The organism is Hydrogenophaga electricum (assembly GCF_030160815.1).
Lineage (GTDB): Bacteria > Pseudomonadota > Gammaproteobacteria > Burkholderiales > Burkholderiaceae_C > Hydrogenophaga > Hydrogenophaga electricum.
In genome coordinates this window covers 56,094-81,036 of record NZ_BSPB01000006.1, presented here as the reverse complement: position 1 = coordinate 81,036, position 24,943 = coordinate 56,094, and the positions used below count along the sequence as shown (strand labels likewise).

The 24,943-nt window shown below is 67.7% G+C and carries 26 protein-coding genes; 19 read left to right on the top strand and 7 right to left on the bottom strand.

Going from position 1 to position 24,943, the window contains the following annotated elements; translation table 11 throughout:
• Nucleotides 1-45: 45 nt before the first annotated feature.
• The 6 genes from QQK43_RS06080 to QQK43_RS06055 all read left to right on the top strand — a co-directional run bounded on the left by QQK43_RS06080 (nt 46) and on the right by QQK43_RS06055 (nt 6,485).
• Nucleotides 46-1,086 (top strand): branched-chain amino acid ABC transporter permease, encoded by a 1,041-nt coding sequence (locus tag QQK43_RS06080; RefSeq protein WP_234263538.1) that lies wholly within the window; start codon nt 46-48, stop codon nt 1,084-1,086.
• Nucleotides 1,087-1,090: 4 nt separating this feature from the next.
• The gene (locus QQK43_RS06075) at nt 1,091-2,863 is read left to right on the top strand and encodes a branched-chain amino acid ABC transporter ATP-binding protein/permease (RefSeq protein ID WP_284307083.1); all 1,773 of its coding nucleotides are present in this window, start codon (nt 1,091-1,093) and stop codon (nt 2,861-2,863) included.
• Nucleotides 2,863-3,597, top strand: coding sequence for an ABC transporter ATP-binding protein (locus QQK43_RS06070; protein WP_234263542.1), 735 nt, complete (start codon nt 2,863-2,865; stop codon nt 3,595-3,597). Before QQK43_RS06075 ends, QQK43_RS06070 begins: the two co-directional genes overlap by 1 nt.
• 5 nt (nt 3,598-3,602) lie before the next feature.
• Complete coding sequence (locus tag QQK43_RS06065; protein WP_284307082.1) at nt 3,603-5,411, top strand: acyl-CoA dehydrogenase family protein; 1,809 nt, start codon at nt 3,603-3,605, stop codon at nt 5,409-5,411.
• A gap of 38 nt (nt 5,412-5,449) precedes the next feature.
• Nucleotides 5,450-5,971 (top strand): MarR family winged helix-turn-helix transcriptional regulator, encoded by a 522-nt coding sequence (locus QQK43_RS06060; protein ID WP_284307081.1) that lies wholly within the window; start codon nt 5,450-5,452, stop codon nt 5,969-5,971.
• Nucleotides 5,972-6,134: 163 nt separating this feature from the next.
• Nucleotides 6,135-6,485, top strand: coding sequence for a winged helix-turn-helix transcriptional regulator (locus QQK43_RS06055; protein ID WP_234263547.1), 351 nt, complete (start codon nt 6,135-6,137; stop codon nt 6,483-6,485).
• 27 nt (nt 6,486-6,512) lie between these two features.
• On the opposite strand, the gene QQK43_RS06050 is transcribed toward QQK43_RS06055, so the two are convergent.
• The gene (locus tag QQK43_RS06050; RefSeq protein WP_234263548.1) at nt 6,513-7,364 is read right to left on the bottom strand and encodes a fumarylacetoacetate hydrolase family protein; all 852 of its coding nucleotides are present in this window, start codon (nt 7,362-7,364) and stop codon (nt 6,513-6,515) included.
• Nucleotides 7,365-7,559: 195 nt separating this feature from the next.
• Here QQK43_RS06050 and grpE point away from each other — a divergent pair, with 195 nt between their 5' ends.
• From grpE to QQK43_RS06030, 4 genes are all read left to right on the top strand, one after another.
• Nucleotides 7,560-8,141, top strand: coding sequence for a nucleotide exchange factor GrpE (grpE, locus tag QQK43_RS06045; RefSeq protein WP_284307080.1), 582 nt, complete (start codon nt 7,560-7,562; stop codon nt 8,139-8,141).
• A 74-nt stretch (nt 8,142-8,215) separates the two neighbouring features.
• Nucleotides 8,216-10,195 (top strand): molecular chaperone DnaK, encoded by a 1,980-nt coding sequence (gene dnaK, locus QQK43_RS06040; RefSeq protein ID WP_284307136.1) that lies wholly within the window; start codon nt 8,216-8,218, stop codon nt 10,193-10,195.
• A gap of 97 nt (nt 10,196-10,292) precedes the next feature.
• Complete coding sequence (dnaJ, locus tag QQK43_RS06035; protein ID WP_284307079.1) at nt 10,293-11,429, top strand: molecular chaperone DnaJ; 1,137 nt, start codon at nt 10,293-10,295, stop codon at nt 11,427-11,429.
• Between the two features lie 135 nt (nt 11,430-11,564).
• Nucleotides 11,565-12,806 (top strand): MFS transporter, encoded by a 1,242-nt coding sequence (locus tag QQK43_RS06030; RefSeq protein ID WP_370465228.1) that lies wholly within the window; start codon nt 11,565-11,567, stop codon nt 12,804-12,806.
• A gap of 45 nt (nt 12,807-12,851) precedes the next feature.
• Here the strand turns inward: QQK43_RS06030 and QQK43_RS06025 are convergent, their stop codons facing one another.
• The 3 genes from QQK43_RS06025 to QQK43_RS06015 form a co-directional block, all read right to left on the bottom strand.
• Entirely contained in the window at nt 12,852-13,412 is a 561-nt protein-coding gene (locus QQK43_RS06025; protein ID WP_284307077.1) for an NAD(P)H-dependent oxidoreductase, read from the bottom strand.
• An 83-nt stretch (nt 13,413-13,495) separates the two neighbouring features.
• Nucleotides 13,496-13,894, bottom strand: a complete 399-nt coding sequence (locus QQK43_RS06020; protein ID WP_284307076.1) for an energy transducer TonB — start codon at nt 13,892-13,894, stop codon at nt 13,496-13,498.
• Between the two features lie 73 nt (nt 13,895-13,967).
• Nucleotides 13,968-14,279, bottom strand: a complete 312-nt coding sequence (locus QQK43_RS06015) for a DUF3579 domain-containing protein (RefSeq protein ID WP_234263557.1) — start codon at nt 14,277-14,279, stop codon at nt 13,968-13,970.
• 325 nt (nt 14,280-14,604) lie between these two features.
• Here QQK43_RS06015 and QQK43_RS06010 point away from each other — a divergent pair, with 325 nt between their 5' ends.
• The 5 genes from QQK43_RS06010 to QQK43_RS05990 all read left to right on the top strand — a co-directional run bounded on the left by QQK43_RS06010 (nt 14,605) and on the right by QQK43_RS05990 (nt 18,684).
• Complete coding sequence (locus tag QQK43_RS06010) at nt 14,605-15,807, top strand: aspartate aminotransferase family protein (protein WP_234263558.1); 1,203 nt, start codon at nt 14,605-14,607, stop codon at nt 15,805-15,807.
• An 89-nt stretch (nt 15,808-15,896) separates the two neighbouring features.
• Nucleotides 15,897-16,844, top strand: a complete 948-nt coding sequence (gene argF, locus QQK43_RS06005) for an ornithine carbamoyltransferase (protein ID WP_284307075.1) — start codon at nt 15,897-15,899, stop codon at nt 16,842-16,844.
• Nucleotides 16,845-16,862: 18 nt separating this feature from the next.
• Nucleotides 16,863-17,423 (top strand): hypothetical protein, encoded by a 561-nt coding sequence (locus QQK43_RS06000; RefSeq protein ID WP_284307074.1) that lies wholly within the window; start codon nt 16,863-16,865, stop codon nt 17,421-17,423.
• On the top strand, nt 17,420-17,743 hold the full coding sequence (locus QQK43_RS05995; protein WP_284307073.1) for a YkgJ family cysteine cluster protein: 324 nt from the start codon (nt 17,420-17,422) through the stop codon (nt 17,741-17,743). Before QQK43_RS06000 ends, QQK43_RS05995 begins: the two co-directional genes overlap by 4 nt.
• Nucleotides 17,744-17,745: 2 nt before the next feature.
• Entirely contained in the window at nt 17,746-18,684 is a 939-nt protein-coding gene (locus tag QQK43_RS05990) for a class I SAM-dependent methyltransferase (protein ID WP_284307072.1), read from the top strand.
• Nucleotides 18,685-18,850: 166 nt separating this feature from the next.
• On the opposite strand, the gene feoB is transcribed toward QQK43_RS05990, so the two are convergent.
• The 3 genes from feoB to QQK43_RS05975 all read right to left on the bottom strand — a co-directional run bounded on the left by feoB (nt 18,851) and on the right by QQK43_RS05975 (nt 21,645).
• Nucleotides 18,851-20,716 (bottom strand): ferrous iron transport protein B, encoded by a 1,866-nt coding sequence (gene feoB / locus QQK43_RS05985; protein ID WP_234263563.1) that lies wholly within the window; start codon nt 20,714-20,716, stop codon nt 18,851-18,853.
• Nucleotides 20,717-20,718: 2 nt separating this feature from the next.
• Nucleotides 20,719-21,042 carry a FeoA family protein gene (locus tag QQK43_RS05980; RefSeq protein WP_284307071.1) on the bottom strand — a complete coding sequence of 108 codons (324 nt, stop codon included), beginning with the start codon at nt 21,040-21,042 and terminating at the stop codon, nt 20,719-20,721.
• Nucleotides 21,043-21,168: 126 nt separating this feature from the next.
• Entirely contained in the window at nt 21,169-21,645 is a 477-nt protein-coding gene (locus QQK43_RS05975; RefSeq protein ID WP_234263566.1) for an Lrp/AsnC family transcriptional regulator, read from the bottom strand.
• Between the two features lie 150 nt (nt 21,646-21,795).
• On the opposite strand from QQK43_RS05975, the gene QQK43_RS05970 reads away from it, so the two are divergent.
• The 4 genes from QQK43_RS05970 to kynA are packed head-to-tail and all read left to right on the top strand — an operon-like array spanning nt 21,796 to nt 24,922.
• Nucleotides 21,796-22,992: an amino acid aminotransferase gene (locus QQK43_RS05970; protein WP_284307135.1), complete on the top strand. Its 1,197-nt coding sequence runs from the start codon at nt 21,796-21,798 to the stop codon at nt 22,990-22,992.
• A 45-nt stretch (nt 22,993-23,037) separates the two neighbouring features.
• Nucleotides 23,038-23,424, top strand: a complete 387-nt coding sequence (locus QQK43_RS05965; protein WP_284307070.1) for a RidA family protein — start codon at nt 23,038-23,040, stop codon at nt 23,422-23,424.
• On the top strand, nt 23,417-24,070 hold the full coding sequence (gene kynB / locus QQK43_RS05960; RefSeq protein WP_284307069.1) for an arylformamidase: 654 nt from the start codon (nt 23,417-23,419) through the stop codon (nt 24,068-24,070). The genes QQK43_RS05965 and kynB overlap by 8 nt, the downstream gene beginning before the upstream one ends.
• Before the next feature lie 12 nt (nt 24,071-24,082).
• Nucleotides 24,083-24,922, top strand: coding sequence for a tryptophan 2,3-dioxygenase (kynA, locus tag QQK43_RS05955; RefSeq protein WP_234263571.1), 840 nt, complete (start codon nt 24,083-24,085; stop codon nt 24,920-24,922).
• The last annotated feature ends 21 nt before the right edge of the window (nt 24,923-24,943 follow it).

Below are 24,943 nucleotides of genomic sequence, written 5' to 3'. Positions count from 1 at the left end.
CGCGCATGACCGGCCCGGGTTTCTCCAGACTGACAAGGCCCTCCCATGGACTCCACGATCGCCAGCATCCTGCTGCTGGACGGCCTGACCAACGGTGCCGTGTACGCCCTGCTCGGGCTGGCCACGGTGCTCGTCTTCACGGTCACACGCATCATCTTCATTCCCCAGGGGGAGTTCGTCGCTTATGGCGCCCTCACCCTGGCCATCTTCCAGACCGGCAAGGTGCCGGGCACCGTCTGGCTGCTGCTGTTGCTGGCCAGCGTGGCCGCGGTCATGGAACTGTTCTCGCGCTGGCAGCACCACCGCAGCCTGCCGATCGCCCTCAAGGCTGCCCTCAAGACCCTGGCAGCGCCGGTGGCCGTGAGCCTGCTGGCGATCTGGGCAGCCCCGCAGCAGTGGCCGCTGCTGGCCCAGGCCGCCATGAGCGTGGCCATCGTCACCGTGTATGGCCCGCTGGTCTACCGCGTGGCCTACCAGTCGCTGGAGAGCGCGACCCCGCTGGTGCTGCTGATCGTTTCGGTGGGCGTGCACTTCGCCCTCACCGGCCTGGGCCTGCTGTTCTTCGGCGCCGAGGGCTTCCGCAACCCCAGCTTCTGGGACGACCGCTTCAACCTCGGCCCGGTCGCGATCTCGGGCCAGACCATCATCATCGGCCTGACCGCCATCGCGCTGATCGTGCTGCTGTGGCTGTATTTCGAGCGCACGCTGCGCGGCAAGGCGCTGCGCGCCACCGCGGTCAACCGCACCGGTGCCCGCCTGATGGGCATCTCGACCCACGCCTCCGGCCAGCTCACGTTGACCATGGCGGCCTTCATCGGCGCGCTCTCGGGCCTGCTGATCGGGCCCACCACCACCGTGTTCTACGACTCGGGCTTCCTGATCGGGCTCAAGGGCTTCGTGGCGGCCGTCGCCGCCGGCCTGTCGAGCTACCCGGGCGCCCTCATCGCGGCCGCCTTCGTGGGCGTGATCGAAGCTTTCGGCTCTTTCTGGGCCAGCGCCTTCAAGGAAGTGATCGTGTTCACGCTGATCCTGCCGGTGCTGCTGGTGCGGTCGATCTACGGCCACAACGCCGACGAGGAGCATTGATTCCATGGCCCTGAAACCCCAATCCCTCGGCCTTCTCGTGCTGGCAGCCGCCGTGCCGCTGGTGGCCGTGCTGCCGCTGCCCGACTTCTGGATCACCCAGCTCAACTACATCGGCATGTACGCCATGACGGCGCTGGGCCTGGTGCTGCTCACCGGTGTGGGCGGTCTCACCTCTTTCGGCCAGGCGGCCTTCGTGGGCATCGGCGCCTACACCACCGCCTGGCTCACGCTCAACCTCGGTGTCTCGCCGTGGATCACGCTGTTCATCGGCATGGTGCTCACCGCTGCCAGCGCGCTCGTGGTCGGCGTGATCACGCTGCGCATGTCGGGCCACTACCTGCCGCTGGCCACCATCGCCTGGGGCCTGTCGCTGTACTACCTGATGGGCAACCTGGACGCGCTGGGCAAATACGATGGCCTGCTGGGCATCCAGAGCCTGAGCATCGGCAACTTCGACATCGGCCAGGGCCGCGCCTTCTTCGTGCTCACCTGGTTCATCCTGCTGGCCTTTGCGGCCGCCTTGCTGCACCTGCTGGACTCGCGCGCCGGCCGCGCCATCCGCGCCATCAAGAGCGGCCCGCAGATGGCCGAAGCCATGGGCATCAGCACCTTCCGCTACAAGGTCACGATCTTCGTTCTGGCCGCGCTGTCCGCGTCGGTCGCGGGCTGGCTGCTGGCGCATTTCCAGCGCACCGTGAACCCGTCGGCCTTCGGCCTGAAGATGGGCATCGAGTACCTGTTCATGTCGGTGGTCGGTGGCGTCAACTACGTCTGGGGTGCCTTCGTCGGCGCAGGTCTCATCAAGCTGATGGACGACCAGTTGCAAGTGCTGCTGCCGCGGCTGATCGGCACCAGCGGCAGCTACGAGGTGATCGTGTTCGGCGTCATGCTGGTGCTGGTGCTCAAGTACCTGCCCGACGGCCTGTGGTCCATGGTCGAAAAGAAGCTGCCCCGGCGCCCGCGCGCCGTCGACTGGCAGCAGGCTGCGCCGTTGCCTGAACGGAACAAACCCGCTCTGGGTGAGCTGGTGCTGGACGTGGACCGCATCCGCAAGCAGTTCGGGGGGCTGACCGCCGTCAACGACATCAGCTTCCAGATCCGCGCCGGCCAGATCGTTGGCCTGATCGGCCCCAACGGTGCCGGCAAATCGACCACCTTCAACCTCATCACCGGGGTGCTCTCGCTCACCAGCGGCACGGTCAGCTACCGGGGCCGCCGCGTCAGCGGTCTGCCAGCACGCGCCATCGCCCGCGAGGGCGTCTCGCGCACCTTCCAGCACGTCAAGATGATTCCCGACATGACGGTGCTGGAGAACGTGGCGCTGGGCGCCCACACCCGGGGCCACAAGGGCGTCGCCGCGGCCATGATCCGCACCAACAGCGACGAGGAGCGGCGTCTGTTCCGCGAAGCGCAGCGCCAGCTCGAACGCATCGGCATGGGCGAGTACCTGCACGAACAGGCCGGCAACCTGGCCATGGGTCCGCAGCGCCTGATGGAAATCGCGCGCGCGCTGTGCGCCGACCCGGCCCTGCTGCTGCTGGACGAACCTGCCGCCGGCCTGCGCCACAAGGAAAAGCAGGCCCTGGCCGGGGTGCTGCGCCAGTTGCGCGACGAAGGCATGAGCATCCTGCTCGTGGAACACGACATGGACCTGGTCATGCAGGTCTGCGACCACCTCGTGGTGATGGAGTTCGGCACCCTGCTCACGCAAGGCACGCCCGAACAGATCCAGCAAGACCCGAAGGTGCGCGCCGCCTACCTCGGAACGGAACACTGATGAACACCCCGATTCTTCACGTCAAGGACCTGCGCGCCGGCTACGGCAAGGCGGAGGTGCTGCACGGCATCGGCCTGCGCGCCGACAAGGGCAGCGTGATCACCGTGATCGGCCCCAACGGCGCCGGCAAGTCGACCCTGCTCAACACCCTCATGGGCATCCTGCCCGGCAAGGGCCTCATCGAGTTCAACGGCCAGGACATCGGCACGCTCACGCTCGAAGAACGCGTCATGCAGGGCATTGCCCTGGTACCCGAAAAGCGCGAGCTGTTCGGCTCGATGCCGGTGGAAGACAACCTGCTGCTGGGCGGCTTCCGCCAGATGCGCATCGGCAACGCCCAGTGGCGCGCCCGCCTGGACGACGTGTACGACCTCTTTCCGCGCCTGAAAGAACGGCGCGTGCAACTGGCCGGCACGCTCTCGGGGGGCGAGCGCCAGATGCTGGCCGTGGGACGCGCGCTGATGGCCCGCCCCGACCTGCTCATGCTCGACGAACCCAGCCTGGGCCTGGCGCCGCTGATCGTGCGCGAGATCTTCTCCATCATCCAGAGCCTGCGCCAGACCGGCGTGACCATCGTGCTGGTGGAACAGAATGCGCGCGCCGCGCTGCAGGTGGCCGACCACGGCTACGTGCTCGAAATGGGTGAACTCAGTGCGCAGGGGCCTGCCGATCAGCTCGCCAACGACCCGCGCGTGATCGAAACCTATCTGGGCAGCGCCCGCAAAAAAGACTGATCTGCATGAACGCCTTCCAGCCCAACGCCGCCGACACCGGCTTCATCCTCCTCGACGTGCTGCGCGCGCCCGAAACGCTCGCAGCCCTGCCCGCCCTGGCCGACAACGCCGACCCCGACCTGATCCGCCAGGTCGCCGAAGAGGCGGGCAAGTTCGTGGGTGAGGTGGTGGCCCCGCTCAATCGCGACGGTGACGAAATCGGGGCCCAGTGGAAGGCGGGTGCCGTGACCATGCCGCCCGGGTTCCGCGACGCCTACCAGGCCTTCTGGCAAGCCGGCTGGCCGGCTTTGTCCTCGGCACCGGAAGACGGCGGGCAGGGCCTGCCCGCTGCGCTGGAGGCCATGCTCTACGAATGGCTGAGCGCGGCCAACCACGGCTGGACCATGGCGCCCGGTCTGTTGCACGGCGCCTACGAGTGCATCAAGCACCACGCGTCCGATGCGCTGAAGGCGCATTTTCTGGCCAAGGTGGCCACCGGCGAATGGCTGGCCACCATGTGCCTGACCGAACCGCACGCCGGCTCCGACCTCGGCCTGTGCCGCACCAAGGCCGTGCCGCTGGCCAACGACCCCGAGGGCCGCTACGCCCTCAGCGGCACGAAGATCTTCATCTCGGGCGGCGAACACGACCTGACCGACAACATCGTGCACCTGGTGCTCGCGCGCCTGCCCGACGCCCCGCCCGGCCCCAAGGGTCTGTCGCTGTTCCTGGTGCCCAAGTTTTACGCCGACGGCACGCGCAGTGCCGTGGTGTGCGAGCGCATCGAAGAAAAGATGGGCCTGCACGGCAGCCCCACCTGCGTGATGCGTTTCGACGAGGCCGCCGCCTGGATCGTCGGCGAGCCCGGCAAGGGCCTGAACGCCATGTTCGTGATGATGAACGCGGCCCGGCTGCATGTCGGCCTGCAAGGCGTGGGCCTGCTCGAAGCGGCCTGGCAGAAGGCCGACGCCTATTCGAAGGAACGCCGCCAGATGCGCGCCCCAGGCGGTGCCGCCAAGGCAACGCCCGTCGGCGGGCCGCCCCCAGACGGGCAAGCCCCCTCGGGGGGCAACGCCTTACACGCGGTGAAAAGCATGGGGGCATCATTTCAGGCGGACCTGATCGAACAGCACCCGGCAATGCGCCGCATCCTCGACGCGCAGCGCGCCTGGATCGATGCCGGCCGTGTGATCGCCTACCGCACCGCGCTGGAGCTCGACGTCATCAAGCACCACAGCGACCCCGCCCGCCAGGCGCGGGCCAACCGCTGGTGCACGCTCGTCACCCCCGTGCTCAAGGCCGCCTGGACCGACCAGGCCTTCCACGGCGCCAGCGCCTGCCTGCAGGTCTTCGGCGGCCACGGTTTCGTGCGCGAATGGGGTATCGAGCAAATCGTGCGCGACTCGCGCGTGGCCATGATCTACGAAGGCACCAATGAGATCCAGGCCATCGACCTGCTGCTGCGCAAAACCCTGCCCGACGGTGGCGGCGCGCTGCAAGCCCTGCTGAAGGACCTGTCGGCCGAACTGCCCGACGGCGACGCCGGCTCGGCGCGCGTGCGCAGCGAAATCGACCGCTTCGCCCACTTCGTGCGCGAACAGCTGGTGCCCGCCACCCAGGCCGATGGCGCCGCAGCCGACCTGCCGCACTGGCTGGCCGACGACTTCCTGCGTGCCACGGCCATGCTGCTGATGGCCTGGGGCTGGGCCCGCATCGCTGCCACACCCGGCGCCGACACGCCGCGCTGGCAAACGGCCTACCAGGGGTTCTGGCGCTGGGTCTGGCCGGAATTCGACATGCGGCTGGCCATGATGGCGCAGACCCTGTCCACCTGAGCGGCGGCAACGCCGATGCCACCCGTTATGCTTGCGCCATGACCGCCCCATCCGTTGCCAACACCCTGCGCCGCCCCCGGGGCCCGCGCAAAGCCGCCGTCGCCCCCGAAGCGGTGGCGGCAGAGGCCGGCACCGGTATCGACACGTCCTACCTTGAAACCCTGCTCGGCTACAACGCCCGGCGGGCGGCGCTGGCGGTCATCACCGTGTTCCTGCGCCGCATGGCCCCCTACGGCCTGCGCCCGGTCGACTTTTCGGTGCTCACCCTGATCGCGCACAACCCGGGCATCACCTCGCGCCAGGTCTGTGCGGCGCTGGACATCCTGCCGCCGAATCTGGTCGGCATGATCAAGTCGCTGGACCAGCGCGGCCTGATCGAGCGGCGCCCGCACCCCACCGACCGGCGCGCCCAGGGCCTGCACCTCTCGCCCGCCGGCAAGCGGCTGCAGAAGAACGCGCAACTCACCGCAACCCAGCTCGAATCCGATGTGGGCAGCCGGCTCTCGGACGAAGAGCTCGACACGCTCAAGTCGCTGCTGCGCCGCGTCTACCGCGCCTGAGTCCACGGCCATGCAATCCGGGAAAGCCCGGAGCCTTGGCATTGCCGCCACACACGCCATGCCAACGCAGCTAGCAAAGTGCTAGCGACTGGCGCTGCTTGGTCGTATATTGCATGCAGGCCTGCACCGGAACACAAGAAAGCGGGCCGGACAGGAGACATCCATGCATTCCAAAGACCAGGCGGCCGTGAGCCAGTTGTTCAACCTGCTGGAATCGCGCTATGCCATGCGCGTGATCTGGGCCCTGAGCGACGGGCATCCCCAGACTTTCCGGCTGCTGCAGGACAGTGTGGGCGGCGTCACGCCCAACACCCTCAACACCCGCCTCAAGCAGTTGCGCGCCGCGCGGCTGCTGGACCACGGCGGCGACGGCTACCGCCTCACCTCGCAAGGGGCCGAGCTCGCGCGGCGGCTGGCCGAAGTGCGGCCCTTCGCCCACAAGTGGTCGCAGCAGCAGGCCCGCTCCAGCAGCCCTGCCGTGCACGCGGCCCTGGGTGCCCAGGCCCGCGCCTGACGCCACGCCGGCCGGGCCAAACAGCGCTCAGCGCCCGGGCGTGGGCACCACGGTCTGGCGCTGCTGCCCCAGGCCGGCACCACCCAGCGTGATCACGTCGCCCACCTGCAGGAACACCGGCGGTTTCTGCCCCATGCCCACGCCCGGCGGCGTGCCGGTGGGGATCACGTCGCCCGGCTGCAGGGCCATGAACTGGCTGAGGTAGCTGACGATCCGGGCCACGCCGAAGATCATGGTGCGGGTGCTGCCGGTCTGGCGGCGCTGGCCGTTCACGTCCAGCCACAGGTCCACGGCCTGCGGATCACCCAGTTCATCGGGCGTGACCAGCCAGGGGCCGATGGGACAGTGGGTGGGGTAGCTCTTGCCCTTGGTCCACTGACCTTCGTACTCGATCTGGTAGGCGCGTTCGGACACGTCATTGACCAGGCAGTAGCCCGCCACCACGTCCAGGGCCTCGGCCTCGCTGATCCGGAACGCGGGTTCGCCGATGACCACCCCCAGCTCGACCTCCCAGTCCAGCTTGGTAGAGCCCGGCGCCAGCCACACCTCGTCGGCCGGGCCGCTGATGGCACCGCTGTGCTTGTTGAACACGATGGGCTGGCCCGGCGCTTTCAGGCCGGCCTCGGCCGCGTGGTCCGCGTAGTTGAGCCCGATACACACCACGTTGCCCACCGCCCCCACACAGGCGCCCAGGCGCGTGTCGGTCGGCAACGCCGGCAGCGCGGCCGGGTCCAGCGCGGCCAGACGGCGCATAGAATCGCGTCCCAGCACGGTGCCGGCAATGTCCGGCACCACGCCCGAGAGGTCGCGCAGCGTGCCGCTGGCATCGATCAGACCGGGTTTTTCAGCGCCGCGAAGGCCATGGCGGATCAGTTTCATCGGGTCGTCTCCTGCGGGTTGGGTTCTCAAAAGCCCGCATTGTCGCCCGGCGGGCTGAACGCCTTGCGGCCGCCTCTTGAATTCCGTGCCGATGCCCCCAAGTAGCGCGCACGGGAGGTTGTCGGCCCTTGCCGGCACTCGATCATGTCTGTCTTCAACCGGTGGTTCAAAGCCACCGCACCATCCGAACCGCCCATGAGCCCAGAAAACACGCCAGCCGAGGGAACCACGCCCACCATCGATCCGTCCGCCACCGCGCCCCAGGCCGCTGGCAGCGCCGCCGAGCCCCAGGCAGCCATCGGTGAAGCCGATGCGCTGGCCGCGCTGACCAACGAGTTGGCCGACCTGAAGGCGAAGAACGCCGACCTGGCCGACCAGTACCTGCGGGCCAAAGCAGAATCTGAAAACGCCCGCCGCCGCGCCGACGACGAAATCGCCAAGGCCCGCAAGTTCGCGCTGGAGAGCTTTGCCGAAAGCCTGCTGCCCGTGCTCGACAGCCTCGAAGCCGGCCTGGCCGTGCAGGAAGCGACCGTTCAGCAGGTGCGCGAAGGTGCCGAAGCCACGCTCAAGCAGTTGCAAAGCGCGCTGGCGCGCAACAAGGTGGTGGCCATCGCGCCCGAGCAGGGCAGCAAATTCGATCCGCACCAGCACCAGGCCATCAGCATGGTCCCGGCCGACCAGGAAACCAACACGGTCGTCAATGTGCTGCAAAAGGGCTACCTGATCGCCGAGCGCGTGTTGCGCCCAGCCCTGGTCACCGTCGCCGCACCCAAATAAAAAAGGGGCTTTCGTGGCCGGTCCGCACAGACTGCCCACTTGAAATCCCCAGAGTTATCCACACCTCTTCAACAATTCAAACATTCCTTTCGCAGGAGCCACACATCATGGGAAAAATCATCGGCATTGACCTGGGCACGACCAACAGCTGCGTGTCCATCATGGAAGGCAACACCACCAAGGTGATCGAGAACAGCGAAGGTGCACGCACCACGCCCTCGATCGTGGCCTACCAGGAAGACGGCGAGGTGCTGGTCGGCGCATCCGCCAAGCGCCAGGCCGTGACCAACCCGAAGAACACGCTGTACGCGATCAAGCGCCTGATCGGCCGCAAGTTCACCGAAAAGGAAGTGCAGAAGGACATCGACCTGATGCCCTATTCCATCGTGCCCGCCGACAACGGCGACGCCTGGGTGGAAGTGCGCGGCAAGAAGCTGTCGGCCCAGCAGGTCTCGGCCGACATCCTGCGCAAGATGAAGAAGACCGCCGAGGACTATCTGGGCGAGCCCGTGACCGAAGCCGTGATCACGGTGCCGGCCTACTTCAACGACGCGCAGCGCCAGGCCACCAAGGACGCCGGCCGCATCGCAGGCCTGGACGTCAAACGCATCATCAACGAACCGACCGCCGCGGCCCTGGCCTTCGGCCTGGACAAGAGCGAAAAGGGCGACCGCAAGATCGCCGTGTACGACCTGGGCGGTGGCACCTTCGACGTGTCCATCATCGAAATCGCCGACGTCGATGGCGAGAAGCAGTTCGAAGTGCTGTCGACCAACGGCGATACCTTCCTGGGCGGTGAAGACTTCGACCAGCGCATCATCGACTTCATCATCGGCGAGTTCAAGAAGGAACAGGGCGTGGACCTGTCCAAGGACGTGCTGGCCCTGCAGCGCCTGAAGGAAGCCGCCGAAAAGGCCAAGATCGAGCTGTCCAGCTCGGCCGCGACCGACATCAACCTGCCCTACATCACGGCCGATGCCACGGGCCCCAAGCACCTGAACATCAAGCTGACCCGCGCCAAGCTGGAAGCCCTGGTGGAAGAGCTGATCGAGCGCTCCATCGCCCCCTGCCGCACCGCCATCAAGGACGCCGGCATCAGCGTCGGTGACATCGACGACGTGATCTTGGTCGGCGGCCAGACCCGCATGCCCAAGGTGCAGGACAAGGTCAAGGAATTCTTCGGCAAGGAACCGCGCCGCGACGTCAACCCCGACGAAGCCGTGGCCGTCGGCGCCGCCATCCAGGGCCAGGTGCTCTCCGGCGACCGCAAGGACGTACTGCTGCTGGACGTGACCCCGCTGTCGCTCGGTATCGAGACCATGGGCGGTGTCATGACCAAGATGATCCAGAAGAACACCACGATCCCGACCAAGTTCTCGCAGGTCTTCTCGACCGCCGAGGACAACCAGCCGGCCGTGACCATCAAGGTGTTCCAGGGTGAGCGCGAAATCGCCGCCGGCAACAAGGCCCTGGGCGAGTTCAACCTGGAAGGCATCCCCAGCGCACCGCGCGGCATGCCGCAGATCGAAGTGACCTTCGACATCGACGCCAACGGCATCCTGCACGTGGGCGCCAAGGACAAGGGCACCGGCAAGGAAAACAAGATCACCATCAAGGCCAACTCCGGCCTGTCCGAAGCCGAGATCCAGCAGATGGTCAAGGACGCCGAGCTGAACGCCGCCGAAGACCACAAGAAGGTCGAGCTGGTGCAGGCCCGCAACCAGGCCGAAGCCTCTGTGCACAGTGTCAAGAAGAGCCTGGGCGAACACGGCGACAAGCTCGAAGCGTCCGAGAAGGAGGCCATCGAGTCCGCGGTCAAGGACCTGGAAGAAGCCATCAAGGGCGACGACAAGGCCGCCATCGACGCCAAGACCGAGGCCCTGATGACCGCCAGCCAGAAGCTGGGCGAGAAGGTCTACGCCGCGTCCCAGGCAGAAGCCGCTGCCACGGCGGGTGCCGCCGGTGGTGCCGAACAGGCCAGCGCCGGTGCCTCGTCCAATGCCCAAGACGACGACATCGTGGACGCCGAAGTCAAGGAAGTGAAGAAGGGCTGATCGGCCGCCCCGGCTGACCAACCACCGCCGCGTCGGGGCAACCTGACGCGGCGTTCGCGCTCAATCGCAACCCCCTCACGCACCACGCAAGACGACCATGGCCAAACGCGACTTTTACGAAGTGCTGGGCGTGCCCAAGAACGCCTCCGACGACGAGATCAAGAAGGCCTACCGCAAGCTGGCGATGAAGTACCACCCGGACCGCAACCAGGGTGATGCCGCCAAGGAGGCCGAAGAGAAATTCAAGGAGGTCAAAGAGGCCTACGAGATGCTGTCGGACCCGCAGAAGAAAGCGGCGTACGACCAGTACGGCCACGCCGGCGTCGACCCGAACATGCGCGGCCCCGGCGGACCCGGTACCGAAGGTTTTGCCGGTTTCGGCGAAGCCTTTGGCGACATCTTCGGGGACATCTTCGGCGGCTCCCGCCGGGGCGGCGGTGGGCGCCAGGTCTACCGCGGCGCCGACCTCTCCTACGCGATGGAAATTTCGCTTGAGGAAGCCGCCCAGGGCAAGGAAACACAGATCCGCATCCCCTCCTGGGAAGACTGCGAAACCTGCAGCGGCAGCGGCGCCAAGCCCGGCACCAGCGCCAAGACCTGCTCCACCTGCCACGGCCAGGGCGTCGTGCAGATGCGCCAGGGCTTCTTCAGCGTGCAACAGACCTGCCCCCACTGCCACGGCAGTGGCAAGATCATTCCCGACCTCTGCGGCACCTGCCACGGCCAGGGCAAGATCAAGAAGCAGAAGACGCTGGAGATCAAGATCCCCGCGGGTATCGACGACGGCCAGCGCATCCGCTCCACCGGCAACGGCGAACCGGGCCAGAACGGCGGCCCGGCCGGCGACCTCTACATCGAGATCCGCCTGCGCAAGCACGAGATCTTCGAACGCGAGGGCGATGACCTGCACTGCCAGGTGCCGGTGAGCATGACCACAGCGGCCCTGGGCGGCGAGATCGATGTGCCCACGCTGCAAGGCAAAGCCACCATCGACTTGCCCGAAGGCACCCAGAGCGGCAAGACCTTCCGCCTGCGCGGCAAGGGCGTCAAGGGCGTGCGCAGCAGCTACCCCGGCGACCTGTACTGCCACGTGGCGGTGGAAACGCCGGTGAAGCTGACCGAACACCAGCGCAAGCTGCTCAAGGAACTGGACGAATCGTTCAAGAAAGGTGGCCACAAGCACAGCCCGAACGACAAAGGCTGGTTCGAGAAGGCCAAGGATTTCTTCTCCTGACCACCTCGCCAGCGCAGCCCCCTGGCCGGCTCGCTGGCAACCTCTTGAAACCAAGGGTTTTCCCTTGGTTTTTTTACGCCTTCAGACAGCCCATGCCAACATCGGCGACCCCCTTCTGGGCTGTCCAGCAGCCGCCTGAACGTGAACGCCCCTGCCTCCTCCGGCTCCTCGTCTTCTTCATTCCACAGCGGCTGGGCCATCGTGGCGATGGCTCTCGGCGCTTTCGCCATCGGCACCGGTGAGTTCGTCATCATGGGCCTCTTGCCCGAAGTGGCGCAGAACATCGGGGTCACCATCCCCCAGGCCGGCCACGTGATCAGCGCCTATGCGATGGGCGTCGTGTTCGGAGCGCCCGTGCTGGCCGTGGCCGCAGCCACCTGGGAACGGCGGACCCTGCTGATGGCCCTGATGCTGGTCTTTGCCCTGGGCAACTTCGCCAGTGCCGCGGCACCTGGTTATGTGTCGCTCAACCTGCTGCGCTTCGTGGCGGGTATGCCGCATGGCACCTATTTCGGTGTGGCCGCCCTCGTGGCGGCATCGCTGGCTCCTCCGGGGCAGAGAGCCCGTGCGGTGGGCCTCGTGATGACCGGCCTGACCGTGGCCACGCTGGCAGGCGTGCCGCTCGCCACCTGGCTCGGCCAGCACTTCGGCTGGCGCAGCGCTTTCGTCCTGGTCGGCGCGATCGCCCTGCTGGCGGCGGTGATGGTCCGGCAAGCGCTGCCCGTGCTGCCCGCTCCACCAGGCGCCAGCCCGATACGCGAGCTGGGTGCGCTGCGCAACAAACAGGTGTGGCTGACCCTGGGCATCGGCGCCATCGGTTTTGGCGGCCTGTTTTCGGTGTTCAGCTATGTCAAACCGACCATGCTCGAAGTGGCTGGCATGCCATTGAATGGCATCCCCATCGTGCTGGCCCTGTTTGGCGTGGGCATGGTGGCGGGCAACGTGCTGGGCTCCAGGCTGGCTGATCGCGCCTTGATGCCCACCGCTGGCGGCATGCTGGTGTGGGCCATCGCCGTCCTCGTGGCCTACACCTTCACAGCACGCCACCCCGTGGCGGGCGCCATCAACGTGCTCCTGATCGGCACGATTGTGGCCATCGGCCCCGCCTTGCAGATCCGTTTGATGGATGTGGCTGGCGATGCGCAGGTGCTGGCCGCCGCCCTGCACCACTCGGCCTTCAACGTCGCCAACGCTCTGGGCGCCTGGCTCGGGGGCCTGGCCATCAGCGCCGGCCTCGGCTGGACATCCACCGGCTGGGTCGGAGCAGCACTGTCAGCGGGCGGACTGGCCATCTTCTTCTGGGCTGTGGTGGATGCAAAAGGTCGCCATGCCATGGCAACGGCGCCCGGCCCGGTTCGGGTCTCCGGTGGCCATTGAGCCCGGACAAAGCCCGTTGCGCGCGGGATGGGTGACAGGTCTGATTCAGCCTGCGAAAAATTGGTTCGCTGCGGCGACCGCTGCAGCGTCGGACCGCACCGCCTCCGGCGCCCCACCCTTCCCCCACAGCACGCCGGCCATGGACATGTCGAGGAACCTGGCGCACAGCGCGGTCGAATCGATCATGGGTTGCGCCTTCGCGCGCTCGCCGTTGGTGGTGATGAGCCACAGGCGCTTGCCGCTCATCTGTGCCTTGAAGTCCAGCCCCGGCACGCGCAGCCAGGCGCTCCAGTGATCCAGGTAGGCCTTGAGCGTGGACGGAAAACTGAACCAGTAGACGGGGGCGACGAAGACAAGATCGGTGCAGGCCAGGGTCTGGTCCAGCAACTGGCGCATCACGCTGCCAGTTTCGGGCAGGGGGTAGCTGCCGGCGGTGTGGCGCTGGTCGACGAACTCGGGCATGCCGGCGCGTGCCAGGTGCACCCAGGTCTGGGCGGCGTCTGCGGGCAGATGGGCTGCGGCCTGGCGCGCGAGCCATTCGGTATTGCCCATGTGACCGGGTTCGCGGGTGGAGGCAACGAGGAACAGGTGGTGCGGTGTGGGCATGGTGGCTTGGACGGTGTCGTGAGTGCAAAGGAATCCAGATGCCAGCATAGCCCGGCCAGTTCCCAAGCCAGGCTGTCAGGCCATCAGCTCCGCCGGAAAGAGAATGGCACCCGCAGCCTAAGCCGAGTAGGCTGCCCCGCCTTCGTGATCGGCTCAAAACGCCACTGTTTCACCGCGTCGGTCAGCAACTGGGCCAGCACCGGGTTGTCCTCGGGCCGCGCAGTGGCCGAACCCACGGTGCCATCGCTCTCGATGACGACAGCGACCAGGACATCCCCCTGATGCTCTCGGGCAATCCAATTCGGGTAATCCGGCGCAATCACCTTGATCGGCACCAGCGGCCGGTCCAGACCCGCCGACCCATGGCGTACCGCCTCCTCCGCCAGGAAACGGTCAGCAGCCATATAGGAGCGCCATTCCTCGGCGCCCACGAAGCGGTACCCGGTGCCCAGCGAGCGGCAGGCACCCAGACTCAACGCCATGGCGCAGAACGCGACCACCCTGAGCAACGAGAACCCCTTACCCGGCACACGGTGGTGCGCCGCAACCGGCGCGTCAGGCCGCATCGGCCTGGCCTTCTTCAACCTGCAGTTCGTTGTCTTTGGCAAAGTTCATGACGAAGTCCCAGGCCATGGGCTCGGCGTCACGCAGGTCGCGGTGGACGATGACGACCTTCACCCCATCGAGCACGGTGGGCACGCACCAGGGCGAATAGGCGATGTGCCCTCCCAGGGCGGCCTTGGTGCCGCCGGGACGAAACTGGCTCATCACCCCGGCCAGGCGTTCGGCCCAGTCGGAGGGCCGGAACGTGCGCCCGCTGCGGGTGACGCCCTTGATGAACACCTGTTTCGCTGAGGGGTGGGCCATGGGGTGAGAAGCCTTCGGGTAGAGGGCGCGTGTGGGTCGGTTTCCGACAGGCAACCAAGGGATGAAAGGTCGTTGCGGATGGCAGAATTCTATCTTATATAAGACTTGACCCCGGGTTTTCCCGAGCCCACTGCAGCCCCGTCATGCCGGTGTCAAGCCAGTATGGCATGGTCATCCTGGCGCTGGGGCCACACCGGCCAACGGGCATGACAGCGATGCGATAACAGCAATGATCGTGCCCGGCGCTGCGCCTAAAATCGCCTTTCAACGGCTCAACCTGCGTTGAGCCGCTTTGTTTTTGGCCCTTCCTTCCGGAGATCTTTCCATGAACGCCGCCGTGTCCACCGCCCCCGCATCCCCCCACGTGATGAACACCTACGGTCGCCTGCCGATCGCGATGTCGCATGGGCGCGGCCTGCGTGTATGGGATGTCAACGGCAAGGAATACCTGGACGCGCTGGCCGGTATCGCCGTCAACACCCTGGGCCATGGCCACCCGCGCCTGGTCAAGGCGCTGCAGGACCAGATCGCCAACATGATCCACTGCTGCAACTACTACCACGTGCCCGGCCAGGAAGCGCTGGCCCAGATGCTGGTGGAGCGCTCGGGCATGAGCAACGTGTTTTTCTGCTCCACCGGTCTGGAAGCCAACGAAGCCGCGCTGAAGCTGGCGCGCAAGTACGGGCACGACAAGGGCATCGAGCGCCCGGAAATCGTCGTCTACGAAAAGGCCTTCCATGGCCGCTCCATCGCCACGCTCAGCGCCACCGGCAACCCCAAGGTGCAGGCCGGCTTCGGCCCCCTGGTGGAAGGTTTCGTCCGCGTGCCGGCCAACGACATCGCCGCTTTGAAGAAGGCCACGGAAGGCAATCCGAACGTGGTGGCCGTGTTCTTCGAGACCATCCAGGGCGAAGGCGGCATCAACCCGATGCGCGTCGAGTACCTGCAGCAACTGCGCCAGCTGTGCGATCAGCGCGACTGGCTGATGATGATCGACGAAGTGCAGTGCGGCATGGGCCGCACCGGCAAGTGGTTTGCGCACCAGTGGGCCGGGATCGTGCCCGACGTGATGCCGCTGGCCAAGGGTCTGGGCTCGGGCGTGCCGATCGGCGCGGTGGTCGCGGGCCCCAAGGCGGCGAACATCTTCCAGCCCGGCAACCACGGCACCACCTTCGGCGGCAACCCGCTGGCCATGCGCGCGGGCGTGGAGACCATCCGTATCATGGAAGACGAGGAGTTGCTGGCCAATGCAGCCCGTGTCGGCCAGCATCTGCTGACCCGCCTGAGCACCGCCCTGCTGGGCAAGCCGGGCGTGAAGGAAGTGCGCGGCCAGGGCCTGATGATCGGCATCGAGCTGACCAAGCCTTGCGGCGTGATCACGCAGCGCGCGGCCGACGCCGGTCTGCTGCTGTCGGTCACCGCCGACAACGTGATCCGTCTGGTGCCGGCGCTGATCATCAGCATGGCCGAAGCCGACGAAATCCTCGGCAAGCTGCTGCCCCTCATCGACGCCTTCCTCGCGGAATAAAGCCCCGGGCCGCAGCGGCCCGGTGAAGCCGGCGCCGTGCGGGCATTTCGCCCGGTGCCGCTCCCACCCCTGATCGACGAGTCCTCGCCATGCCCATCCGCCACTACCTGCAGTTCAAGGATTTCAGCGCCGACGAATACGGCTATCTGTTGCGCCGCGCCGCGTTCATCAAGGCCAAGTTCAAGGCCGTGGAGAAGTACCAGCCCTTTGCCGACCCGGACCGCACGCTGGCCATGATCTTCGAGAAGGCCAGCACGCGCACCCGCGTGAGCTTCGAGGCCGGCATGTACCAGATGGGCGGCTCGGTGGTGCACCTGACCACCGGCGACAGCCAGCTCGGCCGCGCCGAGCCCATTGAAGACAGCGCCCGCGTGATCAGCCGCATGGTCGACATCGTGATGATCCGCACCTTCGGGCAGGACAAGATCGAGAAGTTCGCCGAATACTCGCGCGTGCCCGTCATCAACGGCCTGACCAACGAATTCCACCCCTGCCAGATCCTGGCCGACCTGTTCACCCTGGTCGAATACCGCCCGGCCGCCAGCGGCAACCCGCTCGACGCGCTCCAAGGCAAGGTGGTCGCCTGGGTCGGCGACGGCAACAACATGGCCAACACCTGGCTGCAGGCAGCCGAACTGCTGGGCTTCACCGTGCACGTGAGCACGCCCAGCGGCTACGAAGTCGACACGAAGCTCGCCGGCATCGGCAACCCCGCCTGCTACAAGGTCTTCAGCGACCCCAAGGAAGCCTGCCGCGGCGCCGACCTGGTGACCACCGACGTGTGGACCAGCATGGGCTACGAGGCCGAAAACGAAGTCCGCCGCACGGCGTTCAAGCAGTGGTGCGTGGACGAGGCCATGATGGCCGTGGCCCAACCCGACGCGCTGTTCATGCACTGCCTGCCCGCCCACCGCGGCGAGGAAGTGACCGCCGAGGTCATCGACGGCGCGCAGAGCGTGGTCTGGGACGAGGCCGAGAACCGCATGCACGTGCAGAAGGCGCTGATGGAATACCTGCTGCTGGGCCGCCTGGCCTGATGGCATCCGGCGGGTTGCATGGAGCTGATGAACCGCCTGCTGCCCGAGTGGCAATTCGGTGAGCGGCATGCGCTGGTGCTGGACGGCGTCTCGCCCGCGCAGGCCTACGCCAGCATCGTGCCCGGCCTCAGCGCTGAAGACCCGCTGATCGCGCGCGCCATAGCGCTGCGCGAAGTGCCTGGCCGCCTGCTGCGGGCGCTGGGCCTTTCCCGCAACGCCCTGCCCCCCCAGCCCTTCGGCTTCCACAGCTTTCAGTGGCTCGGCGAAACACCGGGGCGCGAGGTCGCGTTCGGCCTGGCCGGTCGCTTCTGGCAACTGGACTACGGCCTGCTCCCCTTGGCCGATGCCGCCGCGTTCATGGCCCTGACCGACCAGCCGCGGCTGGTGCTGACCGTCGGCGTGCAACCGCTGGCAGCGCACCGCTGCCAGCTGGTGACCCACCCCCGCGTGCACTGCCCCAATGCTCTGCAACGGCGCCGTTTTGCGCCCTACTGGTACGCCATCCGCCCAGTCAGCGGCCTCATTCGCCAGCGCCTGCTCCGGCGCATCGCCGCGCTGGCCCGCGCTGCGCAGCCGTGAGCGCCTGCACCACCTGCGGCGCCTGCTGCGCCAGCTTCCGCGTCGACTTCTCGGTTTTCGAGACGCAGTCCGAAGGCGGTACGGTACCCGACGGCCTGTGGGTGCCGGTGACCGAGGGCACGGTGCGCCTGCGGGGCACCGACCACGGGCGTCCGCGCTGCGCGGCGCTCTCTGGCAAGGTCGGCGAAAAAGCCACTTGCGGCATCTACGAGTGGCGCCCCAACCCCTGCCGCGAATTTGAGGAAGGCAGCGACGCCTGCGCTTCCGCACGGCGCCGCCACGGGCTGGCGCCGCTGGCAGACGCCCCCCCTTTCTTCTGACCATGCAAGCCCTGCTCGATGCCATTGCCCGGGCCACGCCCGGCCCCGACGCCCAACGCCTCTTCCACGGCCGCGGCGGCCTGTTCCCTGGCTGCGAGGACTGGGCGCTGGACTGGTTCGCGCCGGTCTGGCTGCTGACCAAGTTCGGCGAGGCGACGGACGAAGAGACGCAGCGCATCGCCGAGGCGCTCGCCGCGCGGCAGGCGCAACTCGCACCGGAGCAGCCGCTGAACTGGGTGTTCCAACGTCGCCAGCCCGACGGCCCGGTCAGCCGCCCTGTCACCACCCTGATGGCCGGCACGGTGCCCGAACCGCACACCGTCACCGAAGACGGCGCGCGTTACCGCGTGCAGGTGCAGCGCGGCCAGAACCACGGTCTGTTCCTCGACATGGCCGAAGGCCGGCGCTGGGTGCGCGCCCACGCGCAAAACGCCAAGGTGTTGAACCTGTTTGCCTACACCTGCGCCTTTTCCGTCGCCGCGTTGCAAGGCGGTGCGCGGGAGGTCATCAACATCGACATGGCGCAGGGCGCGCTGGCCACCGGCCAGCAGAACCACCCGCTCAACGGGTTTACCAGTGGCGCCAAATTCCTCGCCCACGACCTGTTCAGCTCCTGGGGCAAGGTCACGCGCATGGGGCCTTACGACCTCGTGGTGGCCGACCCGCCGAGCTACCAGAAGGGCAGCTTCGTGGCCAACAAGGACTGGCCCCGCCTGCTGCGCCGCCTGCCGGACCTGCTCAAGCCCGGCGGCCGGGCCCTGCTCTGTCTGAACGCACCCGAAATCCCCGAGGCGTTCCTGCATGAACACCTGGCGGCCCAAGCCCCCGAGCTGCTGATCGAGCAGCGCCTGCCCAACCCGCCCGCGTTCGCCGACGCTTCGCCCGACCGCGCGCTCAAGGTGCTGGTGGTGCGCCTGCCGCCGCTCGCACCGGCTCAGTGACAGCCGCCGCGGTGGCCGCAGCCCTGACAAGCCCCACAAGCGGGCGATGACGCCGGTGCCGGCGGGTTCGCCAACGACCGCCGCGCGCGCCAGCGCCGCCAGGCCGGGTACAGCAGGTACCCCAGCGCGGCCACGACGCACACCCCCACCACCAGGCCCTGCGCGCTCATGCCGCGCCCCAGGCCAGCGCCAGCCGGTAGGTGAGCCACGACGCGCCGTACGCCAAGGCGAACAGATACACGGCAACGACCGCGGCGTGGCGCCAGCCGCCCGCCTCGCGCCGGATCGCAGCCAGCGTGGCCACGCACTGCGGCGCATAGACAAACCACACCAGCAGCGACAGCGCCGTCGCCAATGACCACTGGCTGCCGATCAGCCCACCCAGCGCGTCGGCGACCTGGTCGCCGCTGGCGCTGAGGGCGTAAACCGTCCCGAGCGCGGCCACCACCACCTCGCGCGCCGCCATGGCCGGAATCAGCGCCACCACGATGCGCCAGTCGAAACCAAGCGGCGCGAACAGCGGCGCCAGCAGGTGCCCCAGCCGCCCGGCCCAGCTCACTTCGATGGGCGCCCCGGTGAAGCCAGCGGGCGGCGCCGGGTAGCTCGACAGGAACCAGAGCAGCACCATCAGCGCCAGGATGACGCCCCCCACCCGCCGCAGGAAGATCGTGGTGCGCTCCCACAGGCCGCGCGCGATGTTGCGCAGATGGGGCAGGCGGTAAGCCGGCAGTTCCATGAGCAGGGGCGTGCGGGCACCGCCCCCCGTGCGCCGCGAGACGGCGAAGGCCACACCCATCGCGCTCAGGATGCCCAGCGCGTAAAGGCCGAACAGCACCACCCCCTGCAGGTTGAACACGCCGGCCACGCTGCGCCGGGGCACGAAGGCCCCGATCAGCAGCGCGTACACCGGCAGCCGCGCCGAGCAGGTCATCAGCGGCGCCACCAGGATGGTGAGCCAGCGGTCGCGCCAGTGCCCGATGGTGCGCGTGGCCATGACGCCCGGCACCGCGCAGGCAAAGCTCGACAGCAGCGGGATGAACGAGCGGCCCGAAAGCCCCACGGTGCCCATCAGCCGGTCCATCAGGAAGGCCGCGCGCGGCAGATAGCCCGAGTCTTCGAGCACGAAGATGAACAGAAACAGGATGAGGATCTGCGGCAGAAATACCAGCACGCCCCCGACGCCAGCGATCACGCCGTCGACCAGCAGGCTGCGCAGCGGCCCGTCGGCCAGGCGCGTGCCCACCCATTCGCCCAGTGCCGCCATGCCGGTGTCCAGCGCCTCCATGGGCCAGGCAGCCCAGGCAAACACCGCCTGGAACATGAGAAAAAGCAGCGCCGCGAGCCCCACATAGCCCCAGACCGGATGCAGCACCCAGCGGTCGACCCGGTCGCTCAGCGCCCAGCGCTGCACCGGGGTGTGCACCGCATCGGCCAGCAGCGCACGCACCTGGCGGTGCAGTTCGGCCGGATCGGGGATCTGATCGGCCACCCCTTCGGGGTGCGGCGCCACCGCGTGAGCCAGCACATCGTCAATCTGCGCCAGCAGGGCCTGGGCGCCGTGCCGCTGCACCCCCACGGCCGTGACGACGGGCAGGCCCAGACGCTCGGCCAGGCGGGCGGTGTCGATGCGCACGCCCTGCGCCGCAGCCACGTCGGCCATGTTGAGCACCAGCAGCATCGGCAGCCCCAGCGCGCGCGCTTCCAGCACCAGCCGCAGATGCAACTGCAGATGGGTGGCGTCGACCACGCACACCAGCAGATCGGGCGGCGCCTCGCCCGCCAGGCGACCGGTGAGCAGATCGCGGGTCACCGCTTCGTCCTGGCTCAGGGGCGCCAAGCTGTAGGTGCCGGGCAGATCGATCACCTGGGCGCGGCGGCCGGCCGGGGTGGTCAGCCACCCGGTCTTGCGCTCGACGGTGACGCCGGCGTAGTTGGCCACTTTCTGGCGCGCGCCGGTCAGCCGGTTGAACAGGGCGGTCTTGCCGCAGTTGGGCTGGCCCAGCAAGGCCAGGCGGGGAACGGGGGTATCCATGGTCAGCCCTGCGACGAAGACACGGGCCGCACCCGCAGCAGGGCGGCTTCGTGCGCCCGCAGGGCAAAAGTGGCCTGCCCCACGCGCACCGCCACCGGACCGCCCCGGAGCCAGCCACGCGAGACCACCCGCAAGGTCTCCCCAGGAAGGCACCCGACCTCGGCCAGACGGCGCAGGGTGCCCGCCTGCGTGCCGTCGGGGTCGGCCGCCAGGCGCACCAGCACGGCCGGCTGGTGCAGCGGCCAGGTATCAAGACCGGTGTCGCTCACCGGCCCGGGGCTCGCCTGGGCCAGGGGCGCCGGCAGCACCAGCGAGGCATCGGTCATGGGGCATCTCCGGAAAAGGAAAAACCGCACTGTAGAGAATGCGATGACTTCTCATTTGCGCCACATCAAGGAAATTCCAACGGGGGCCGGTGCCGGCCCATGCCCTCGCCAGCCGTGTGCCCGGGCCTACCCCGGCGGTATCGGCAAAGGCCCCACCGCACCCTTGAATTCCTGTAACGAGAAATAGGTGTGCACATGCCGCACGCGCGGCAGGCGGTGCAGCTTGTTCTGCAGCAGCGCGGAATACGCCCCCAGATCGGACGCGACGACCACGAGGATGAAGTCCTGCGGCCCCGAGATGCCGTGAAACAGCACCACTTCGGGGATCGCCATCACCGCCTGCTCGAACTCCACCGAACTGGCTTCGTTCTGGTGGTCGATGGTGACCATCACGAACGCCATCACGCCATAACCCAACCCCTGGCGGCTCAGGCGCGCGTGGTAACCCTGGATGAGCCCGCTGTCTTCCAGCCGGCGCACGCGCCGCCAGCTCGGCGACTGCGACAGGTGCGCCACGTCGGCCAGCTCGCCCGAGGTCAGGCGGGCGTTGTCCTGCAGGGCCTGCATCAGCCGGAGATCGGTGGCATCGCGCTCAACGGGCATAAGTTTTCCGTTTCAAGTTGATTTTTGAATGAAATTATTCTTTTTTTGAAGAAATGGCAAATAGAACTTACCGCTATCGGGCGGGCTTTCTAGAATTTGCGCACTTTCCGATTCTTCGACCTCGACACCATGACGCAGCCTGTCTCTTCCCTGTTCAGCCACGTGCCCGCCTACGGGGGCGACCCTATCCTCAGCCTGATGGAAGACTTCCAGAAGGATCCGCGCACCGACAAGGTGAGCCTGAGCATCGGCCTGTACTTCGACGAAGAGGGTCGCCTGCCGGTGCTCGAATCGGTGCGCCGGGCCGAAACCGCGCTGGCCCAGGCCATCGGGCCACGTTCCTACCTGCCGATGGAAGGGGCGGCCGACTACCGTGCGGCGGTGCAGAAACTGGTGTTTGGCGCGGCGCACGAAGCGGTGGCCAGCGGCCGCATCGCCACCATCCAGTCGCTCGGCGGCTCGGGCGCGCTCAAGGTCGGTGCCGACTTCATCCGCCGCTACTTCCCCGAAGCCGGCGTGTGGGTCAGCGACCCGACCTGGGAAAACCACCACGCGCTGTTCGAAGGCGCGGGTTTTGCCGTCCGCACCTACCCCTACTACGACGCCGCCACCGGCCAGCTCGACGTCGACGCGATGCTGGCCAGCCTGCGCGGCCTGCCGCGCGGCAGCGTGGTGCTGCTGCACGCCAGCTGCCACAACCCCACCGGCGTGGACCTCACGCGCGGGCAGTGGCAGCAACTGATTCCGGTGCTGATCGAAGGCGGCCTGATCCCCTTCATCGACATGGCCTACCAGGGCTTCGGCGACGGCCTCGATGACGATGCCTGGGCCGTGCGCGCCCTGGCCGATGCCGGCGCCCAGTTCTTCGTGGCCAACTCGTTCTCCAAGAACTTCTCGCTCTACGGCGAGCGCTGCGGCGGCCTGAGCGTGGTCTGCAGCGATGCGGCAGCGGCCCAGACCGTGCTGGGCCAGCTCAAGGCCACCGTGCGGCGCAACTACTCGTCGCCGCCCACCTATGGCGAACGGGTCATCACCACCGTGCTGCAGTCCGGCGAGTTGCGCACCCTGTGGGAGCAGGAGCTGGCCGCCATGCGCGAGCGCATCAAGGACATGCGCACCCGCCTGCACGCGGTGCTGCAGGCCCGCTTTGGCGATCAGCGCGACTTTGGCTACTTCCTGACCCAGCGCGGCATGTTCAGCTACACCGGCCTGAACGAGGCCCAGGTCGACACGCTGCGCGAGCAGCACGGTGTGTACCTCGTGCGCTCGGGCCGGATGTGCATGTCGGGCCTGTCGCGCCGCAACGTCGAGCGCGTGGCCGAGGCCATGGCCGCGGTGATGAACTGACCGCACCCGGCCCAGGCTGGCATCGGATATGCAAGGAATCTGCCCATGAAAGAAGTGATCGACGTCGGCCTGCCGCCCCTCAAGCAGCCGTTCTCCTGGGCCGTGAAATCGGCCGGCATGCTGTTCACCGCCCACGGCCCCGTGCGCAGCGACGGCAGCATTGACACCGGCCCGGTCAAAGACCAGGCCCGCCTGACCTTCGCCAACCTGCAGCGCGCGGTGCAGGCCGCAGGCGGCACACTGGCCGACGTCACGCAGGTGCTGATCTACATGACGGACGTGCAGGACATGCCCGCCATCGACGCCGTGTACCGCGAATTCTTCGAAGCGCCCTGGCCCAACCGGTCGAGCGCGGCCGTCGCCGGCCTGGTGGTGCCGGGCATGAAGATCGAGATCGTGGCCTACGCCATGATTCCCGCGCCCCATGCCTGAGGCCGCCCGCCCGATCTGGGACATCTCGCCGCCGGTGCACGCCGGCAGCCCGGTGTTTCCCGGAGACACCCCCTACAGCCAGACCTGGGGCGCCACCATCGGCCCGGGCTGCCCGGTGAACGTGAGCGCGATCACGCTATCGCCGCACGTCGGCGCCCACGCCGATGCCCCGCTGCACTACGACGCCGACGGTGCGCCCGTGGGGGCGCTTGCACTGGCTCCGTTCCTGGGCCCGTGCCGCGTGATCCACGCCATCGGCTGCGGTGCGCTGATCGCATGGCAGCACATCGCCCACGCCATCGACACCCGCCCTGCGGCGCTGCCACCGCGTGTGCTGGTGCGCACCTGTGCACGCATGCCGGTCGACCGGTGGGACGACGCGCTGACCGCCTACGCGCCCGAGACCGTGGAGCGCCTGGCCGACCTGGGCGTGTTGCTGATCGGCATCGACACCGCCAGCATCGATCCGGCCAGCAGCAAACAGCTGCCCAGCCACCAGGTGATCCGCCGCCGGGGCCTGCGCGTACTCGAAAACCTCGTGCTCGACGACGTGCCCGAGGGCGACTACGAACTCATCGCCCTGCCCCTGAAGCTCACCACCGCCGACGCCAGCCCGGTGCGCGCCGTGCTGCGCGCCCTTTCCTGACCCCCGACCGCCATGACCACGCCCGAACACATCGTCCAAGAAGAAAAGGCGCAGCTCGATTTCAGCCGCGACATGAGCTACGGCGACTACCTGCAGCTCGACGCCATCCTCGAAGCGCAGAAACCCCTGTCGCCCGCGCACGACGAACTGCTCTTCATCGTGCAGCACCAGACCAGCGAACTGTGGATGAAGCTCATGCTGCACGAGCTCACCGCCGCCATCCGCCACATCGCCACGGACGACCTCAACCCGGCATTCAAACAGCTGGCACGGGTCAGCCGCATCATGGAACAGCTGGTGCACGCCTGGGACGTGCTGGCCACCATGACGCCGCCCGAGTACAGCGCCATCCGCCCCTATCTGGGCCGCTCCAGCGGCTTCCAGAGCTTCCAGTACCGCTGCATCGAATTCAGCCTGGGCAACAAAAACGCCGCCATGCTCAAGCCGCACGAGCACAGCGCCGAACGCCTGGCCCGCGTGCAGACGGCTTACGAGGCCCCCTCTCTGTACGACGAATGCCTGCGCCTGCTGGCACGGCGCGGCATCGCGGTGCCGGCGAGCCACACGCAGCGCGACTGGACCCAGCCTTACGCCGACGACGATGGTGTGGAACAGGCCTGGCTGCAGGTCTACCGCGACCCCAAGGCGCACTGGGACCTGTACCAATTGGCTGAAGAACTCACCGACCTCGAAGACGCCTTCCGCCTCTGGCGCTTCCGCCACCTGACCACGGTCGAGCGGGTCATCGGCTTCAAGCGCGGCACCGGTGGCACGGGCGGCGTGAGCTACCTGCGCAAGATGCTCGACGTGGTGCTGTTCCCCGAGATCTGGCGGCTGCGCACCGCACTCTGACTCCCGGCAGGCGACGACAGC